Genomic DNA, 17,821 nt, shown 5'->3' with positions numbered 1-17,821 from the left:
GATGGGGGACATGAGCGCTACCCTCCAGGCCAGGTCCGTGACCGCCGCCGTCGGGGACCGTGAACTCTTCACCGGTCTGGATCTGATTGTCGCCCCCGGCGATGTCATCGGCCTGGTCGGCCCCAACGGTGCAGGCAAAACCACCTTGCTGCAGATCCTCGCCGGAGAGCGACCACCGGAGAGTGGCACAGTGAGTGTCGTCCCGCGCCACGCGCATCTGGGCTACCTGCGCCAGCAACCTGACATCCGCCCCGGCGAGACCATCCGCGACCAGCTAGCCCGACGTACCGGAGTCGCCGCAGCCAGCCAGGCGTTGGAAGACACCGCTCATGATCTCGCGGCTGGCCTGGCCGACGCGGACGACACCTACTCCACCGCATTAGAAGACTGGCTGGCCCTAGGCGGCGCTGACTTCGACGACCGCCTGGACGTCGTCGCCGCAGACCTGGGTCTGACGGTGGACCTGGACCGCCGTATGGCCTCCCTCTCCGGTGGACAAACAGCCCGAGTTGGGCTCGCCGCTTTGCTGCTCTCCCGATATGACGCCTACCTCCTCGACGAACCCACCAACGACCTCGACGGTGCCGGTCTAGCTCGTCTGGAGGATTTCGTCGCCGGACTCGACGTCCCCTGCGTCCTGGTCAGCCACGACCGCGAGTTCCTGTCCCGGATGGTCACCTCAGTCGTCGACATCGACCGGGCATTGCAGCAGGTCACTGTGTACGGCGGCTCCTACGACGCCTACCTGGAGGAACGCAGCATCGCCCGGCGGCGCGCCCAGGAAAGCTACGAACAGTACGCCGAACGCAAATCCGAGTTGGAAGCCCGTGCTCGTCGGCAGCGCGCCTGGATGAGTAAAGGTGTCAAAGCAGCGGTGCGCGCGAAGAAATCTGGCGCGGAGAAAGATAAGTTCATCGCGCATCGTCATCGAGCTAACGCAGAGAAACAAGCATCGAAAGCCCGGCAGTCGGATCGGATGTTGGAGCGGCTCGATGTGGTGGTCGAACCCCGCAAGGAGTGGCAGCTCCAGATGACAATCGCTGCCGCCGCCCGATCTGGAGATGTGGTCTGCACGGCCCGATCCGCCGTGGTACGCCGCGGTGACTTCTGCTTAGGGCCAGTGGATCTGCAGATCAACCGCGGTGACCGCATCGCGATCACCGGGCCCAACGGTGCGGGGAAAACCACCCTGCTCGGCCTGCTGTTAGGGCGTATCACCCCTGATGAAGGGAATGTCGCGCCGGGATCAGCCGTCGTCATCGGAGAAATCGATCAAGCCCGGGCGGTTTTTGATACTCCTGAGGAACTCGGCCGGGTTTTTGCACTCCAGGTGCCGACCTGGCCCACCGCCGACGTACGGACCGTGTTGGCTAAATTCGGCCTGCTCGCAGACCACATCACTCGCCCGTGCGACACGCTGTCGCCGGGGGAGCGGACCCGCGCCGGTCTGGGGCTGCTTCAAGCCAACGGAGTCAACCTGTTGGTCCTCGATGAACCCACCAACCACCTTGACCTGGCTGCCATCGAACAACTCGAACACGCCATCGACGCCTTCGAGGGGACAGTGTTGTTGGTGACCCATGACCGCCGCATGGTGGAGACCGTCCGGTTGACGAGGCGCTGGGAGGTTGACGCCGGACAGCTTGAGGAGATCGACCCGGATCAGTAAGTCTCTCCGGTCTGCCCGCTCACCGCGGGTCAGTGTTTATTCTGGTTTCCTCGGGGATCCACGCTCGCTGGAGGTTGCCGTGCCCCCGAGCTGTCCCGTGTCGCGAGGTCCCGAGGTCAGTGGGGTTCGCTTCCACCGGCGACGTCCCGACCCCCCACATCAGGCTGTGCTGATGGAAGGGTTCGTTGAGACGTTCCTGGATGAGGATTCTCGCGAGCCTGAGGTCGCTGAGATCTCACCCATCTCTCGTCAACTTTTCGACGACACCGGATGGCGTCATCGACTGAATCCGGCTGTCTCGCCGGTACGTGCCTGCTTGTTGTTTTTTCCGACGTACGTCGTCGCAGTCATTGCTGGCCGATCCCTGATCATCCCGGGGAGTTTGATTTCGGCGACCTGGCCGGCGGTGGGGGTGGCCTTTGCGTGGTTGTTTCCGTTAGCGTGCCATCGCCGATGGTGGACCCAGCCAACGCTGTGGGTGGCAGCGGGGCTCATCTGGACCGGGTCGGTCACTGTCAATCTGGTCACCGGTCTGCCCTGGGTGATCGTGCCTTTTGCCGGATTGAGCAATGTGGTGGGCGCGCTGGTGACGAGTCTGGTGTTCATCGCCCGCTGCAACGGGTTGCCGCAGTTGACTACGGCACGGGAACTTCGCTGTTTTGTCGGATCGTGCCTGATCGGCGTCAGCGCAGCGTGGTTCACGTTCCCGCTATCTGGCCTAGTGTCGGGACGTCTCAGCTTCTTGACCACGATGTTCTGGATGCTGCGCAATGTTGTCAGCATTGTGGTGCTGGGGGCCGGCGCGTTGCTTTTCCTCGGGACCTCCAGCCACCGGATGATGACCCGTGGCAGCTGGGCCATCGCCGTGATCGCGGCCGGATTGTCCGGAGCGTTGATCGTCGGCGCCACTCAATTCCAAGCAGAACGCGCCGTGTCTTTCGCGGTGATCATCATTGGGATCGGTACGGCCACTCTTTTCTCCCCCCGGCAGGTATACGCCTATGTGCTGGTGGTGGCGCTCGTGATCACGGTGATGGCCACCACCGGACATCCGCCGTTTGGTGGGGACACCGCCGCTGACCAAGCTGGTTTGGCGCATTCGGTGATTCTCATCGTGTTTGTGGTGGCGATGTCGACCTCGTTGGATCGTGAAGAACGGGTTGCGCTGCTGCATCAGGTCCGTCGAGAAGCTGTCGCGGCGAGACAAGCGGGCAATCGCGCCGGGTTGCAGGCGCGCCTGTTGAGCACAGTCGTGGCTGCCATGCACGAAGGCGTGGTGGTGCTGGATGAGGCGGGGCGAGCGGTGGTAGTCAACGACGCAGCAACCCGGCTTGTCGGGTTGTCGCCAGGCGATCAGCCTCTCGATCTGTGCCCGGCTTTGGTGGACATCGTCAACACCGAGTCCGAGGGGCCGACCGACATGGACCGTCCGGGACTGTCTGGGCCGCACCATTCCGGACATGGGACGCTGGAGGTGGCCGTGACCAGGATCGACACCGATGACATCGCCCGGACCGTGCTGATCGTGCGGGATGTGACCGTCGAACGGCGTCATGTCGATGACCTGCGGACCTTTGCCCGAGTTGCCGCACACGACCTGCGGCAACCGTTAGCGGCGCTGGTGATGTGGCTCGAAATTCTCGCTGATGACCTGCCCGCGCCCCCGGACGGGACCTCAACGCGGGATATGTTGGCGCCCCTTCGGGCAGCGACCGAACGCATGGAAACGTTTCTCAATGACCTGACCGACTATTCGGTGGCCCGTGACGGCGTACCCCAACCCTCCCGGTTTGTGGTGGAGGACTTGGTCCGTCAGGTCATCACCGAACGGCTTGTCCGTATGTCGGGGCCGCCGGCCAGCGTCGATGTCGATGCCCCGGTGGAGATGTCAGCAGATCCGGTGATGATGCGGCAGGTTGTCGACAATGTGATCAGTAATGCCATGAAGTATGTCCAGGAGGGGCAGGCACCCCGAGTCGACGTCAGCGCTGCGGTGGAAGCAGATGACGTTGTCCTGCGCATTGATGATGCTGGGGTCGGTATCCCGGCAGGGGAAGAAGAAGCTGTCTTCACCGAGTTTCATCGCGCCCAGGAACACGCCGCTCACTATGCTGGCAGCGGCTTGGGCCTGGCGATTTGCCGCCGTATCGTCGAACGGCATGGTGGGACCATCAAGGCTGGTGCCAGCCCTCTGGGCGGCACCCGGATCGAGATTCGGATGCCGCGCCCAGAGGGAGCTGCCGACTCAAGGTGAGCCGGATCGTCAGCCAGCTCTGGTGAAGGCGGACGTGCTCAGAAGGTCTTCGCGTCAATGACGAAGCGGTAGCGGACATCGGAAGCCACCACCCGGTCGTATGCTTCGTTGATCTTCTCCGCGGGGATCATTTCTACCTCGCAGGTGATGCCGTGCTCGGCGCAGAAGTCGAGCATCTCCTGGGTCTCCGGCATACCGCCGATGCAGGACCCAGACAGCGACTTGCGGGCACCGATCAGCGCGAACGCTGGCACCTCCAACGGCTGGGTCGGCACTCCCAACTCGACCATGGTGCCGTCGTACCGAAGCAACCCGAGGTATTGGTGCATGGGCAGGTTGACCGAGACCGTGTTGATGATCAGGTCGAGGCTGCCACGCAGGCCCTTCATGGCTTCTTCATCGCTGGTGGAGATGTAGTTGGTCGCCCCGAAACGCAACCCGTCTTCTTTCTTGGACAGGCTGTGCGACAAGACCGTGACCTCGGCGCCCATCGCGGCGGCGATCTTCACCCCGACGTGGCCCAAACCGCCCATGCCGATAATGCCGACCTTCGTACCGGGACGCACCCCCCAGTGCTTGAGCGGGCTGAACAGGGTCACACCAGCGCACAACAGCGGAGTGGCCGCAGCGAGACGGTCACCCTGTAGGGCCTCTGGGATGCTCACCACAAACCGTTCCTCGACCACGATGTGGGTGGAATAGCCACCCTGAGTCATCTCACCGTCGAATCCAGTGGAGCCATACGTGCCGACATTGCCCTGGGTGCAGTACTGCTCCAGGCCATCAGCGCAGGCGTCGCATTCCCGGCAGGAATCGACCATGCAGCCGACCCCGACCATGTCTCCGACCTGGTGCCGGGTCACACCGGAGCCCACTTCACGCACCACGCCGACGATCTCGTGTCCCGGGGCGAGCGGGTAGCGCATCTTGCCCCATTCATCACGCACGGTGTGGATGTCGGAATGGCAGATCCCGGCGTACGAGATTTCGATGAGCACGTCGGTCTCACGGACGTCCCGTCGGGTGATAGTCGTTTTCTCCAACGGGGCGGCGGGGGCGGGGGCGGCGTAAGCGGCGACATTCATCATGACGCATATGTTAATCCGCGGGACTGGTGATCCCTCCGAAGGGGGTTGACGGTTAAGGCTTTTCGGTGACCGGCCTGGCGTGGGTCGCGGCGATGGGGCGGGTGTTCGCGGGTAGGGCGGTAGGCGTGGTGGGTGGGACGTCCGACGAAGTGGTGGTGAGTTCCTACTGCCCTGTGCCCCAAAGAGGTGCCACCATCGTCACATGAATGGAAGGTCAAGGAGGCGAGCCTCACCGGATGGACCCGGTCAGCACGAGGCTGCTTCGTCGAATGAGTCTACGGACACAGCTGGAGCCACCGAGATCAGCGGCGACCAAGCTCCTGAGGTGGCGGGCACCGCAGGGACGTGGCGTTATGTGGTCCGGTCCTCGACCGACCTGGCCTGGCCGATGATCATCGTGAGTTCGGTGGGGCTGGGAGCCTTGGTGTCCTTGGTGATTGCGGTGGGTATGGCGGAACTCGGTGGTGAGGACGCGAGCTGGGCCAGTGCCGCATCCATTGGGGTGCTCTGGGGCTCGGCGTACACCGTTGGACAGGGAGTGATGATGTATTTGAGCTCCCGGGCAACCAGCAGGCATCTTTCGGGGACCGAATACCGAGTGGGGGAGCGGTTTGTCGTCGCGGTTCGAGACAGCGTCCTCGTCGATGTCGACGTCGCGGAGATCGCGGACCTGTCCTGGTATGAGGACGGGCGTGTCCTTGACCTGACATCTCGAGGGTGTGCTCTGGTGGTGGACCGGCGAGAACCCGCGAGCCCAGCGCAGGTGCGATGCCCGCCCATCGCTTTGCCAGGACGTCGCCGTCGGGTGCGAATCCTGACGGAGCTGAAGTCAGCGTGCGAGCTGGGTCGCTGAGGTCTAGTGTCAGCGTCGGCCGGTCCCCGCGAGTGGCGCGGCCCCCAGCAGCTTCCCCTCCGGGGGCTGCTCAGCTCAGCTAGGCAGTGGGGCGCGGGTCACCGCGTCCAAGGCAAGTCGCAATGCGGTGGAGTGACTGGCCCGGCCCCAGTCCCGAACGTCATGGACCTCGGAGGCGAGGGTGTCCGCCGTAAAGAGAATCTGCCCGTATCGGGCACCTCGGAATCGGGCGCAGGCGGCCAGCGCCGAGCATTCCATGTCGACGACGGTGCACCCTTCCTGCTGGCGGGCGTCGATCTTGCTGCGGGTCTCCCGGAAGAAAGCGTCAGTGGTCCAGGTCGAGGCGGTCGCGTGGGCGAAGCCAGCGTCATCGATGGCGGAGGTGCAGGCGTGCACCATGTCCTCGTCCAGCTCAATCCATCGCGACGGCGGGCGGTAATGGAAGGACGTGCCTTCGTCGCGCAGGGCCCGAGTGGGTACGACGAATTCACCTTCGTCGAAGTGCACCAGGCCCCCGCATGACCCCACAGCTACCGCGGCGCGGATGCCGTGGCGGAACACATGATCAGCCACGATCGTCGCTGCGGGCGCACCGAGAGGCACTTCCAACAGGGCCACGTCCACGCCGCGGTGTTGGCCCACCCAGACTGGGAAATCCATCGTGATGGTGGGGATCTGCGCCACGGTAGTGAAGCCGTGATCGGCAGCCCACGTCGGAGTGGTCGCACCCAGCAGAGTGAGGACACCCCGCGGTGGCAAGGACAACAGGGAGTGGTCGACAGCGGAAGTGATGACGTCGACTGGGTCGTCATCGAACTCGGTCAGCGGCAGCACATCGGTCACACCGTCATGCTGCCATGCCTGACGCCTCGTCAGGCGCTGTTCCGGGCGTCTCTCTGTGACAGGTCGGGTCGTTGGGATGGGGTTTATCCCTGTGACGGCGCTGACCTCTGGGATGACGGTGAACCTTGCCACAGTGCATCGAAGGGGGCATTGCCGCTGATCCGGGCCTGGATGCCTCGGGTGACAAAAGCCTTCGCCGTACGGGCGGCATGGACGGGGGACGCGCCTTTGGCGAGTTCGGCGGTCACTGCAGCGGCCAAGGTGCATCCGGCGCCGCTGACTGCGTGCTCACCGATCTTGTCGACGCGAAGCACCTCCAGGATGTCGCCGTCGTAGAACACATCCACCGCCTCCGGGCCACTGATGCGCACTCCGCCCTTCACGAGGACGGCTGCGCCGCTACGCTCGTGGATTCGGCGGGCGGCCTCGACCAGGTCGGCCTCGCAGGTGATTGAGGTCATCCCCGACAACGTCATCGCTTCGAACTGGTTCGGGGTGACAAAGGTGGCCTGCGGCAGGATCTGGTCCATGAGGGCCCGGTCAGTGTCGAGCGCGGCGCCAGGCTCTTGTCCCTTACAGATCAGGACTGGGTCGAGGACGACATGGGTCCAGGGGCGTGAGCTGAGGACCTGGGCGACGGTGTCGATGGTCGCGGGGGTGCCGAGCATGCCGATCTTGACGGTGTGTACGTCGTAACAAGCCAGTTGTGCTTCCAGCTGATCAGCGATGACCTGCGGGTCGATCGGGACGAATCGGTGCCCCCAGTTGGCAGCCGGATCGACGCTGACGATGCAGGTCAGCGCCGCCATCCCGAAGGTGCCGAGAGCGTGGAAGGTTTTCAGGTCGGCCTGAGCCCCGGCGCCGCCGGTCGCTTCGGAGCCAGCGATGGTCAAGGTGATCGGGGGTGCGGGCCACAGCGCGTCGGTCATGGGGCCATTCTGGTCCGAGATGATGCGCCGGGGGTGGGTGGGGTCCGAAGTGTCGGGACCAGTCCCCTACGGTGACCACGAATTCACTGAGAGTTCTATGACGATTTGCTGGATGTGATGCGCGCTGGTGATGCCACGGACGATCCCGACTGATTCCGGTCATTCCGTCAAAACCGCTGGTCCACGGGTTGTCAGCTCTGTTGTGGTGGCGCTCGCGGGTCACTGGCCCTGATCGATCCCGCTCCGGAGTCCGCTCCATTAACGCCGGTGAGTGCCACTGGCGTCGCCAGCCTGCCGTTTTATCCCGGAAAACGCTGATCTAGGTCGTCCATACTGTGCCCCATGACGTCGGAGAGAAGACAATACGATGACGGTGGCGAGCTGGGCCGCACCCCGCTAGACACCGACCATTCCCGGTTGTTCATCAAGCAGAAGATCACCGCGGTCGTCAACAAATACTGGGTGCACGCCGTAGACGAATCCGGCGAACCCGGCGAAGTGATCGCCTTCGCCCAGGAGAAGGTGCTGACCCTACGCGGCGAAATCCACATCTACACCGACGAGACCCGCACCACCGAACTGGTGTCCGTCTACTCCCGCGGGATCAATGCCTTCGCCACCACCAGCGACATCCTGGACGCTGACGGCCAGCCGATCGCGAAGATCCGCAAGGACGGCACCGCCTCACTGAAGAGCTCCACCTGGCACCTGGAAGGTCCGGGCTACGCCGCCACCGGCACCGAACGCAACCAGGCCGTCGCCACCTTGCGTCGAGTCACCAACTTCATCCCCGGGATCAACGACTTCAACGAGATGATCCCCTGGCAGGTCCATTTCGACTTCGTCACTGAAGACGGCACCAACCTGCTGTCCCACGAACGTCAGGCGAAGCTGCTGGACCGCTACGAGATGACGCTGCCGCCCGTGGTCAACGGTCGCCCGTTGGACTGGCGCGTCGCCGCCGCCGTCGGGATCGCCCTGGACGCCTTGCAGAGCCGCTGACACTGAGGTCCGCGTCCTGGCATCACGGTCAGGACGCGGATCGCAGCTTGCCCGGGACCAGGTCGCTCAGGACGGCCTGCCATGGCGGACCGACCCTCGTCGAGGGCGCAACCGCACCGGTGGCATCTGCGGCGCACCCGCACGAGGCGGTCCACCAGGGATCGTGCCAAAACGATCGTCCTGGCGCTCCCAGGATGCGCGAGCCGTGACCACTTCGTCATGGCTGGCCGCGAGTAGGTTCCACCACAAGATGAACTCCTCAGTGAACGGGGTCCCCCCGATCATCAGCAGATGGCAACCGGTCAAGGTCGCCAGGTCCAGGCGGGCCCGACCAATCGGGACATAGCCCAATTCCCCCCGGGACAGGGGAGTCCCTCCGACTGACACCTGCCCGTCCAACAGCAAAATGCCATGCTCGTACGTCGGATCGAGAGCAAGCCGCTCGGTCCCCGTGCTCAACGTGAGGTCCGCCGCCATCAGCGGGGTATGTACGACCGCCGGTGAGATCCGATCCTCGTGGGGACCGGCCAACGCGCCCACCAACACGGTGGCTTGCATCGTCGGAGTCGCCACACGTGGCGGCTCGTCGACCTGCTGAAAAACCGGATCCATGTCCCGAAATCGGCTCGGCAGCGCCGCCGCCAGCCGTACTCCGTGCAACGAACGGCGCGCGTGACGCCCACCGCGTGGGTCGTCCACCCCCATTTCGGTGACGGTGACTCCCCGGCCAGCAGTGCCCAACGCAACATGCCCCCGATGGATGAGGACATCAGTGCCAGCACTGTCCCGGCGCCGGATCAGCCCATCCAACGGCCACACCAACGACTGAAGGCCCACCTCGGGATACGCCGGGGACTCCAGCCGTTCCGGTCGAGTCTCAGGGTCACCGAAATGTTCCACCAGACACCAAGCGCCGATCGCCGCCAGACGTCGCTCCGGGAGCGTATGTCGAATGACCGGACCCAGGAGACTGCGGTGTCCCTCAGATGTCGCCCGTCCGTCCGGCGTCTCGGCGTGCCGGGGCCGCAAGATGCGGTGGTTGTCGGCGGGGCGAGGCGGCACGATGAGCCTGATCGGTTCCATGCGCACGGGCCTCCAGCGGTCGGTGTGACCTCACAGTAGCGCCGACACGGTGCTGCAGGGAGGTGTCCGCTCGGTGAGTCTGCGGTCGAGACCGTCGATGAACAGATCAAGCCCATAACGGAACCGAGAATCCCCCGCCCAGTCCTCACCGCCGTCCCTCACCGCCTCCTGCACCCCGAGAAGCCTCGCCTGCGCACGGTTTTGGGCATCCACCGCGTGGCCTACGACGTAATGCACCAGCGCGGCGGCCGCTGCTTCGGCCTGCAGAGCCGGCAGCCCGGCCCGATGCAGAATCGCGGTAGCGATCCGGGCAGGATCGACATGCTCAGGGCGCAACGCCAAAACGGAAGCGACGAGTTCTGCCCCATCCCGATGAGCCAGCAAAGCATGGTGCAACGAGGTCGCCCACTCTCGGACACCGTCCTGCCACGAACCCGTATCGCAGATACCCCCGGTCGGCACGTCAGCCAAGATCACTTCTGCCACCGCAGACAGCAGAGTTTGTTTATTGGCGAAATGCCAATACAGCGCGCCGGGTTGGACGCCCAACGCGGTCGCTAACCGACGCATCGACAGGTCGGCAAAACCATACTGATCCAGGATGGTCAGGGCCTGATCGAGGATGTCCTGCCGGTTCACGTCGCGATCCCGTCTCTCCGCGTTCGGCGACCTTGATGTCGTCGGATCTACACACCGTCGATGCTAGGCGAGAGAGCACAGACCCCTCTTCCGCCGTATTCCCGCTGATCCTGGGCCTTACGCAACAGCCTCACCCCAGGAATCTGATGTTCACGGTCGGGAGTGCCGCACGCCTGCCGATGGGAGCGGTGGACATCACGCCCCCACCGTGCTAGAGGAGCAGAACATCATGTGCCGATTGCTCGCTTACGCCGCACCCCACGCCGTGGCGGTCGAGGAGCTGATCGGGACCGAGCAGTGCCAGACCTATCGACTCATGGCCCGCCTCCACGACGACGGATGGGGCACAGCCTGGATCGAGGACGGCTCGCGTGGCCCCGTTGTTCGCCGCCGCCGGACAGTGCGCCCCGGATACGACGACGACCGTCTCACCCAGATGATGGATCGGCCCCGATCCCGATCGCGCATCTTTCACCTGCGGATGGCCACCGACCAGATGGCGGTGATGAAAGACAACAGCCACCCGTTCCGAGCCGACGGCATGGCCTTCGCCCACAACGGCTCGATCGCCCCCACCGCCGTGCTACGCGCCATGGTCGGCCCAGCAGCATTAGCCAAAGTGACCGGCACCACCGATTCCGAACTCTACTTCGCGTTGATCCGCGAGGGAGTCGCTGCTGGACTGCCGCTCACCGAAGCAGCAGCGCTCGCCGTACGGCGAATTCGTACCGCGTACCCGCAGGTCAGCCTGAACTCAGTGACCTTGTCGGCCACCGAGATGGTCGTGGTCAACAGCAGCCGCGAAGCGCAGATCCCGCACTGGCAGGTCGACGACTTGCCGCTGCACCACGACGAGCGTTATTTCACGATGCGGTGGCGTCGGCTCGTGGACGGATCATTGGTCGTGGCCTCAGCCGGACTGGACACGGCGGGGTGGAAAGAGCTTCCGCACGACAGCGTCACCCGAGTCGACCTGCGGACCATGGCGGTCTCGTGCGAGCCGCTGGCGATGGTGTCGATGGGGGTGGGCGCCTGAGCTGGTGGGCGCGCGCTCACCTCGGCTCGGCCGGTCAGCCTCACCCGGGCAGTCGGCTCCACCCGCTCTGTCGTCCCTGCCGGATGTGGCGGGGACGACAAAGCGGTGCGATATCGCGTTAGCGTGCCGCGCGGTCAGCTTCGGTGATGTCAGGGACCGGAATCTCCATCTGCTGGGGCAGCGCGGCGCGCGGCGTCGGCTTCGCAGAGGCACTCGGAGCCTTGTCCGCTGGCGGCTTGGCGCTGCTGGTCGGCTTGGCGCTGCTGGTCGGCTTGGCGCTGCTGGTGGGTTTCGGGGTCTCTGTGCTCTTCGGCGGGGCAGGGTTCATGTTGGGCAGATCGTCGCTGGGGCCGGAACAGGTGGCTTTCTGCGCCTGAGCGATGAACATTTCAGCGCCGGGCTTGCGGTTCTGGTATTGGCGACCGGTCAGCGCCAGGGTGATCTGACGGCTCCCGTCCAGTGAGGTCATCACAAAAGATGACGTACCCAATGATGCGCCGGTGTGACCGATCATCATCCCCTTTGAGCCGTCCTTGGCCCGGCAGAGGTCACCGAAAACAATCATGCCCAGGCCATAGCGCTCTGTGGCGCTGACTGGCTCAGCCATCATCGTGAGAGTTTTCTGGTTGACAAACTTTCCGCTGGTCAACGCCGCATAGAAAGCAGACATGTCTTTAATGGTGCTGACCACCGCGCCAGAAGAGCTCAGGTACGAAGGGTGCTGCTTATCGAAGTCGAAAATCCCCTTATCTGTGATGGCGTAATCAGTCAGATGGGCCTGACTAATACCAGCGCTGGTCGCATAGACACTATCTGTCATCCCAGCTTTGGTGAAAATACGCTCGGAAAGGAGGGCTGGCATCTTCTTGCCAGTGACCTTCTCCAACATCATCCCGATGACGACGTAATTAGTGTTGCTGTAGTCGTGCTTGGCTCCCGGCTTGTCATCCCAGGGCATCTCACGGGCCAGCTTGATGAGGGCTTCATCGCTGCGGGCCGTGGCGGTGCTCTTCTGGACGGCGGGGATGTCGAAGAGGTCGGGGATCATCGTGTGCAGATAATCCGGAGCGCCGCTGGTGTGGTTGAGCAGCTGCTTGAGGGTGACCTTACGGTGCGACTCGGGGAACAGTCCCGGCAGGACGCTGTCGACCGTGGTGTCCAGCTTCCATCGGCCCGCTTCGACCTCCTGCATCGCCAGGACGGCGACCATGGTCTTGGTGTTGCTCGCGGCGCGGAAGCGATCGGTGATCTGCACCTTGCGCTTGTCTTGGAGTGAGGAGACGCCGGCAGTGCCGCTCCAATTTCCCTTAGGGCTGCGGACATCGACCATGATGCCAATGGCATTGCCGCCATCGCCGGGTTTGCCGCCCTGCGGGACGGCGACAGCATCGTCGAGGGCTTTGCGCAGGGTGGACTCGGGCAGCCCGGCGGCGGTGGGCTTCGTGGTGGACGAGGCAGACGAAGTGGGTTTGGCAGGCGCCGACGTGGTGGGCGTGCCGGTCGTGGGCGGCGCGGGGGTGGGGGTAGCAGCGTTGGCGGTACCCGCCAACGAGAGGGTCAACAGGCTGGCGGCGACAGCGATAGTGGTACGTCGTGAACTCGATGTCATAGATCGTCCTGGTGTCGGGCGTCGCCGGTGGGCGACGGCAGGCGGAACGGTCGGCCCTGCCACGCCGCGGGGGACATCCAGGTGGGTGGGATCGGGCCTGAGTATGGACCACCTGGGGCGGGTCAGACGGCCGCAGAGTCGGTGGTGCCGACCTGCGCCCTGATCACCACCGTGAGACTATCGTGATTGGTCTTACCAATGAGTCAGCTGGGGCTGATAGTGATCATGTTGTTGTCTGAGGCGGGGGTGGCCCTAGGAGGGGCACCCCTGGTCTGCTCTGGGTCAGCCAGGAGCGCCCCGGTGGGATCACAGCCACACGGTCCCGGTCAGCGGGCTCGTGTGCTCTCGTCGAGAGCGTCCGGGACCTCTAGAACTGAAAGGTCCTTGGAGCGCAGCTGAGCTGCGGTGTCTGGCTTGACGCTGGGGGAGGGGATGCCCGTGGTGGGCTGCGAGCGACGTGGGGTGGACGGTGTCACCGTCGGTGTCGGCTTCACAGAGGGGCCGGTGGGCTTGGATGGCGTGGCGCCAGGGTTGGGCAGGGTTGTGCCGGTGCAGGTGGCGCGTTGTGCTTCCCAGAGGAAATTCTTGAAGGTGGTGAGATCGTTCGGGTTGTGTCGGCCAGTCATGACCATGCTGATGCGACGGGTTCCGTCGCGGGAGACCATGCCAAAGGATCCGGTGCCAAAAGAGCCGCCGCTGTGTCCAATCATCACTCCTTCCTCTCCATCAGCGCCAGCACATCGATCCTTGAAAAGGATGAGCCCCATTCCGTAGGTGCCATTTTGATCGACGGGCGTGGTCATCATGGTGACGGTCTCAGGTTTGAGGAGTTTGCCGGTAGCCAGGGCGTGGTAGAAGGATTCGAGGTCTGCCAGCGTGGTCACGAGGGCGCCAGCGTGGGATAGGAAGCTGGGGTGATCCGGGGTGAAGTCGACTCGTTTTTTCTGGTAGAAGCCGTAGTCGGTCAGATGGTTGCCGGAAATTTCTGGCTTCTCTGAATAGTCCCAGGGGTGGGGTCGGCGGCCTGGGCGGTGCTGGCCATCGCGAGGGTCAGCAGGCTGGCTGCGGTGGCGATGGTGGTGGTACGTCGGAATCTGGATGTCATGCGTCGTCCTGGTGTCAGGCGTCGCTAGCGCAGCGGCTGGCGATCAAGGTGTGTGAAAGGGTGCGGTGATCGCAGGAGGCGTTCCTGGCCTGTGTGCTGCAGACCAGGAACGCCTTCGCTAAGTTGGACTCGACGGTGCGATCAGCGGGAGCGTCGAGCGTTATCCAGGCTGTCCGGAATCTCTAGGACTGAAAGGTCCTTGGAGCGCAACTGGGGGGCCGTACTCGGTGTCCCACTAGGAGTGGTGGTGGGTTGAGGCTTGCCCGGGGTGGCCGACGGTGTCGCCGAGGGGCTGGATGCTGTCGCAGAAGGAGCTGTCGGTGTGGCTGAGGGGTTGGCTGGCTTAGTGGGCTTGCCTGGAGCGGGCGCAGGGTTGGGAAGAGCCTTGCCGGTGCAGGTGGCACGTTGTGCATCCCAGATGAACTTTTTGAAGGTATCGGGGCCTTCGGGGTGGTGCCGCCCCGTGAAGACCAAGCTGAGCCGACGGGTTCCGTCGCGGGAGACCATGCCGAAGGAGGACGTACCGAAGGTGCCGCCGCTGTGTCCGATCATCACTCCTTCTTTCCCATCCTTCCCAGCGCACCGGTCAGTGAACCGGATCAGACCCATCCCGTAGGATCCAGGCTCGTCTATCGGCTGGGTCATCAGGTCAACGGTCTCAGGCTTGAGGAGTTTGCCGGTAGCCAGGGCGTGGAAGAAGGATTCGAGGTCTGCCAGCGTGGTCACGAGAGCGCCAGCGTGGGATAGGAAGCTGGGGTGATCCGGGGTGAAGTCGACTCGTTTTTTCTGGTAGAAGCCGTAGTCGGTCAGATGGTTGCCGGAAATTTCTGGCTTCTCTGAATAGTAGGAGCTGCGCATGCCGCCGCTGGTGGGGAAGATGCGTTCCTTCAGAAGGGTGCTGATCTTCTTGCCGGTGATCTTTTCCACCATCATCCCGGCGACGACGTAGTTGGTGTTGCTATAGTCATGCTTCTCGCCTGGTTTAGTATCCCAGGGGAGTTGACGAGCAACTTTGATGAGTTCTTCAGGCTGATATTTTTTGCTGGCGACCATCAGGATGGTCTTGCTATCAGTGGCGTTGGGGATGTAGCCCGCCATGTATTCGGGGATGCCGCTGGTGTGGCTGAGGAGTTGTTTGAGGGTGACTTTGCCGTAGTCGCCGGGGAGTAGCCCGGGGAGGACTGATTCGACGGTGGTGTCCAGCTTCCATCGGCCGGCTTCGACCTCTTGCAGGGCCAAGACCGCGACCATGGGTTTGAGGTTGCTGGCGCCGCGGAATTGGTCGGTCAGGGCCGGTTGGCGTTTGGTGGAGAGGTTGGCGACCCCAGCGGTCCCAGACCAAGAACCCTTGGGGCTCTCAAAATGGCCCATCGCGGCGACGTACGCCCCGAGCTCGCCTGGTGCCCCGCCCTTGGCAGCCGGAGCGACCATGGTGTCAAGGGTTTTCTGGAAGGTTCCAGCAACAGGGCTCTTGGATGCTGGCTGACGTGGCGTTGCGGTCTGGCTGGGTGACGCGCTGGCGGTAGCAGGGGTGGTGCCGGATGCCCCAGGGGTGGGGTCGGCGGCCTGGGCGGTGCTGGCCATCGCGAGGGTCAGCAGGCTGGCTGCGGTGGCGATGGTGGTGGTACGTCGGAATCTGGATGTCATGCGTCGTCCTGGTGTCAGGCGTCGCGGGTGGGCGACGGCAGGCGGAACTCACGACCCAGCCGCCATGGGGGACATCCAGGTGGTGGGGATCAGATCTGGGCGGGGCCACCTGGGGCGGATCAGTCTGACACGCGCTTGATTTGATCGAGCTGTGCCTTGATCACCGCGTCGAGGATATCGTGATTGGTCTTACCATTGGGACCGGTGAGGCTGGCGGTGACGAGGGAGCTACCTCGGCGTACCCGAAGCAAATCCAAGCGGGCATGCTGATCACCACTGGTCAAGTCAAGGCCCAGGGCTTGAGAGTCGGGGATGTCATAGCCGGGTGACTCCATCGTGACCGCGAGCTGCTGTCCAGCTTTATCGATCGTGAACGACGGGCAGTCCTGAACCGCTTGACGGCCACTGGGTATCTCTGGAGTTTCATCGGCGAACGAGCGCACAGTCACCACGAGTTCATGGGGTCCCAGCGGGCCGTCTCCAGCGTGGGTGAACGAAACCGTCCCGAAGCCTTGCGGCGTCGGTAGCCCGCCGCTAAACGCGGTCAACGCCCCCTGGCACGCCTGATTGACGCCGGAATTGTCCCCGAGTAGCGCACCGATGCCTGAGACGTCTTTCTCAGGGGCGACATGATTAGGTGCCCCTGCGGTCCAGCCCTTCACCGGGATGGTGGCCTCGGTCAGCAACGCCTTCTCCACCTGATCCTGAGTGAGTGGACCCGCCTCGCCACAGGCACTCAGTGCCAGACACGCCGCCGTGGCGCTGATCACAGCGGCGCGGCGGCGTGCGGCGGCGTAAATCACGGAAGCTGCTCCCGGTGAGTGTCGACGCGTTGCCTCATCCCCTCGGCAAGATCCGGGCGATGTTCCAGATAGGCGTCGTGCGTCTGGTGTGCTTCGGCCAGCCTATCGAGCAGGAGTGGCTCTTGGCGGATCAGGTGCCGGAAACGAGGAGCGATGCTCTTCATGGCGGCTTCTTCGGTGAGAAGTCGCAGGTAGTTGCGCTCCCGCAGTGCCGGATCGGACTCGAACGTCAAGTCAAGGTACTGATCGACATGGCGGCGGGTGTTGTTGATCACGGTGAGCGCCTTGCCCTTGGGACTCAGCAGAGAGGCCACCACGGTCAGTGCCAGCACTCCGACGATGACTGTCAACGACACCTGCGTGGAAACTTCGACCACCGTCACCGGGTGCCCGTCGTTAATGATGGGGACTGTGTTTTCGTGCAAGGCGTGCAGCACCAACTTCACGCCAATGAACGCCAGGATCGCCGAAAGACCCCACTTCAGGTAGATCAACCGGTCGAGCAGGCCGTCGAGCAGGAAGTACAGCTGGCGCAACCCCATCAGCGAGAACGCGGTGGCCGTGAACACGATGAACGTCGACTGGGTCAGCCCGAAGATCGCGGGGATCGAGTCCAGGGCGAAGAGGATGTCGGTGCCGCCGATCGCGATCATCACCAGCAGCATCGGAGTGAGCATGCGTTTGCCGTCGACGACCGTGTAGAGCCGGTCTCCGTCGTACTGCTCGGTGGTGCGCAAGAAGCGGCGAGCCGCTCGGATGATGACGTTGTCCGCCCCATCGTCGCCGTCGTCATGACCGACGATCATGTGACCTGCGGTGAAGAGCAAGATGAGACCGAAGATGTAGAACATCCAGGCGAACGAGTTGATCAGCGCTGCCCCCACGAAGATGAACGCGGTGCGGGCGAACAGTGAGAAGACAATCCCGAACAGGAGGACCTTCTGCTGGTCGGCGCTGGGGACGCGGAAGCTGGTCATGATGATGAGGAAGACAAATAGGTTATCCACCGAAAGTGCTTTTTCGGTGATATACCCGGCAAAGTATTCGGCGCCCATTTCCTGGCCGCCGAGGATCAGTACCGCGATCCCGAAAAGAAGGGCAATGCCGACATAGGCGGCAGACCAGACTGCAGCTTCGCGCAGTGTCGGAGTATGTGCCTTCCGGACGTGGAAGAAGAAGTCGTAAACCAGTAGCCCGACGATCAATGCTAAGGCGGCGATCCATGCAGTCAGTGGGACGCTCATCGATAAGGCCCTTCCTA

Annotated in this window: 15 protein-coding genes; 5 read left to right on the top strand and 10 right to left on the bottom strand. The window is 63.6% G+C overall.

Annotation, left to right across the window (positions count from 1 at the left end; translation table 11 throughout):
• Window positions 1–10: 10 nt before the first annotated feature.
• Window positions 11–1,669, top strand: coding sequence for an ABC-F family ATP-binding cassette domain-containing protein (locus KEM60_RS06755; protein WP_219106759.1), 1,659 nt, complete (start codon window positions 11–13; stop codon window positions 1,667–1,669).
• 172 nt (window positions 1,670–1,841) lie between these two features.
• Window positions 1,842–3,923, top strand: coding sequence for an ATP-binding protein (locus tag KEM60_RS06750; protein WP_219106758.1), 2,082 nt, complete (start codon window positions 1,842–1,844; stop codon window positions 3,921–3,923).
• A 38-nt stretch (window positions 3,924–3,961) separates the two neighbouring features.
• On the opposite strand, the gene KEM60_RS06745 is transcribed toward KEM60_RS06750, so the two are convergent.
• On the bottom strand, window positions 3,962–5,011 hold the full coding sequence (locus KEM60_RS06745) for an NAD(P)-dependent alcohol dehydrogenase (protein WP_219106757.1): 1,050 nt from the start codon (window positions 5,009–5,011) through the stop codon (window positions 3,962–3,964).
• Window positions 5,012–5,336: 325 nt separating this feature from the next.
• Here KEM60_RS06745 and KEM60_RS06740 point away from each other — a divergent pair, with 325 nt between their 5' ends.
• Complete coding sequence (locus tag KEM60_RS06740) at window positions 5,337–5,864, top strand: hypothetical protein (protein WP_219106756.1); 528 nt, start codon at window positions 5,337–5,339, stop codon at window positions 5,862–5,864.
• A 75-nt stretch (window positions 5,865–5,939) separates the two neighbouring features.
• On the opposite strand, the gene KEM60_RS06735 is transcribed toward KEM60_RS06740, so the two are convergent.
• Together KEM60_RS06735 and KEM60_RS06730 are read right to left on the bottom strand one after the other, a co-directional pair.
• Window positions 5,940–6,707: a nucleoside phosphorylase gene (locus KEM60_RS06735; RefSeq protein ID WP_219106755.1), complete on the bottom strand. Its 768-nt coding sequence runs from the start codon at window positions 6,705–6,707 to the stop codon at window positions 5,940–5,942.
• Between the two features lie 83 nt (window positions 6,708–6,790).
• Window positions 6,791–7,636: a hydroxymethylpyrimidine/phosphomethylpyrimidine kinase gene (locus tag KEM60_RS06730; protein WP_219106754.1), complete on the bottom strand. Its 846-nt coding sequence runs from the start codon at window positions 7,634–7,636 to the stop codon at window positions 6,791–6,793.
• Window positions 7,637–7,978: 342 nt separating this feature from the next.
• Between KEM60_RS06730 and KEM60_RS06725 the strand changes: the two genes are divergently transcribed.
• Entirely contained in the window at window positions 7,979–8,638 is a 660-nt protein-coding gene (locus tag KEM60_RS06725) for a lactonase family protein (protein WP_219106753.1), read from the top strand.
• A 66-nt stretch (window positions 8,639–8,704) separates the two neighbouring features.
• On the opposite strand, the gene KEM60_RS06720 is transcribed toward KEM60_RS06725, so the two are convergent.
• Window positions 8,705–9,721, bottom strand: a complete 1,017-nt coding sequence (locus KEM60_RS06720; protein WP_219106752.1) for a pirin family protein — start codon at window positions 9,719–9,721, stop codon at window positions 8,705–8,707.
• Between the two features lie 30 nt (window positions 9,722–9,751).
• Window positions 9,752–10,360 carry a TetR/AcrR family transcriptional regulator C-terminal domain-containing protein gene (locus KEM60_RS06715; RefSeq protein ID WP_255574338.1) on the bottom strand — a complete coding sequence of 203 codons (609 nt, stop codon included), beginning with the start codon at window positions 10,358–10,360 and terminating at the stop codon, window positions 9,752–9,754.
• 229 nt (window positions 10,361–10,589) lie between these two features.
• Here KEM60_RS06715 and KEM60_RS06710 point away from each other — a divergent pair, with 229 nt between their 5' ends.
• Complete coding sequence (locus tag KEM60_RS06710) at window positions 10,590–11,396, top strand: class II glutamine amidotransferase (protein ID WP_219106751.1); 807 nt, start codon at window positions 10,590–10,592, stop codon at window positions 11,394–11,396.
• A 118-nt stretch (window positions 11,397–11,514) separates the two neighbouring features.
• Here KEM60_RS06710 and KEM60_RS06705 read toward each other — a convergent pair whose 3' ends face one another.
• The 5 genes from KEM60_RS06705 to KEM60_RS06685 form a co-directional block, all read right to left on the bottom strand.
• A complete protein-coding gene (locus KEM60_RS06705; RefSeq protein WP_219106750.1) occupies window positions 11,515–13,005 on the bottom strand; it encodes a serine hydrolase domain-containing protein in 1,491 nt (496 codons plus the stop codon).
• Between the two features lie 326 nt (window positions 13,006–13,331).
• A complete protein-coding gene (locus tag KEM60_RS06700) occupies window positions 13,332–14,099 on the bottom strand; it encodes a serine hydrolase (protein WP_255574369.1) in 768 nt (255 codons plus the stop codon).
• 152 nt (window positions 14,100–14,251) lie between these two features.
• Window positions 14,252–15,757 carry a serine hydrolase gene (locus tag KEM60_RS06695; RefSeq protein WP_219106749.1) on the bottom strand — a complete coding sequence of 502 codons (1,506 nt, stop codon included), beginning with the start codon at window positions 15,755–15,757 and terminating at the stop codon, window positions 14,252–14,254.
• Window positions 15,758–15,876: 119 nt separating this feature from the next.
• On the bottom strand, window positions 15,877–16,560 hold the full coding sequence (locus KEM60_RS06690; protein ID WP_219106748.1) for a hypothetical protein: 684 nt from the start codon (window positions 16,558–16,560) through the stop codon (window positions 15,877–15,879).
• A complete protein-coding gene (locus KEM60_RS06685; protein ID WP_219106747.1) occupies window positions 16,557–17,804 on the bottom strand; it encodes a TerC family protein in 1,248 nt (415 codons plus the stop codon). Before KEM60_RS06685 ends, KEM60_RS06690 begins: the two co-directional genes overlap by 4 nt.
• Window positions 17,805–17,821 lie beyond the last annotated feature (17 nt).

The organism is Austwickia sp. TVS 96-490-7B (genome assembly GCF_019331795.1).
Taxonomy (GTDB): Bacteria; Actinomycetota; Actinomycetes; order Actinomycetales; family Dermatophilaceae; genus Austwickia.
This window is presented reverse-complemented; position numbering and strand designations above follow the sequence as displayed.

Coding starts and splice junctions, on each gene's coding strand:
- KEM60_RS06755 (WP_219106759.1), top strand. CDS start 11: ATGAGCGCTACCCTCCAGGCCAGGTCCGTGACCGCCGCCGTCGGGGAC.
- KEM60_RS06750 (WP_219106758.1), top strand. CDS start 1,842: ATGGAAGGGTTCGTTGAGACGTTCCTGGATGAGGATTCTCGCGAGCCT.
- KEM60_RS06745 (WP_219106757.1), bottom strand. CDS start 5,011: ATGATGAATGTCGCCGCTTACGCCGCCCCCGCCCCCGCCGCCCCGTTG.
- KEM60_RS06730 (WP_219106754.1), bottom strand. CDS start 7,636: ATGACCGACGCGCTGTGGCCCGCACCCCCGATCACCTTGACCATCGCT.
- KEM60_RS06725 (WP_219106753.1), top strand. CDS start 7,979: ATGACGTCGGAGAGAAGACAATACGATGACGGTGGCGAGCTGGGCCGC.
- KEM60_RS06720 (WP_219106752.1), bottom strand. CDS start 9,721: ATGGAACCGATCAGGCTCATCGTGCCGCCTCGCCCCGCCGACAACCAC.
- KEM60_RS06710 (WP_219106751.1), top strand. CDS start 10,590: ATGTGCCGATTGCTCGCTTACGCCGCACCCCACGCCGTGGCGGTCGAG.
- KEM60_RS06705 (WP_219106750.1), bottom strand. CDS start 13,005: ATGACATCGAGTTCACGACGTACCACTATCGCTGTCGCCGCCAGCCTG.
- KEM60_RS06695 (WP_219106749.1), bottom strand. CDS start 15,757: ATGACATCCAGATTCCGACGTACCACCACCATCGCCACCGCAGCCAGC.
- KEM60_RS06685 (WP_219106747.1), bottom strand. CDS start 17,804: ATGAGCGTCCCACTGACTGCATGGATCGCCGCCTTAGCATTGATCGTC.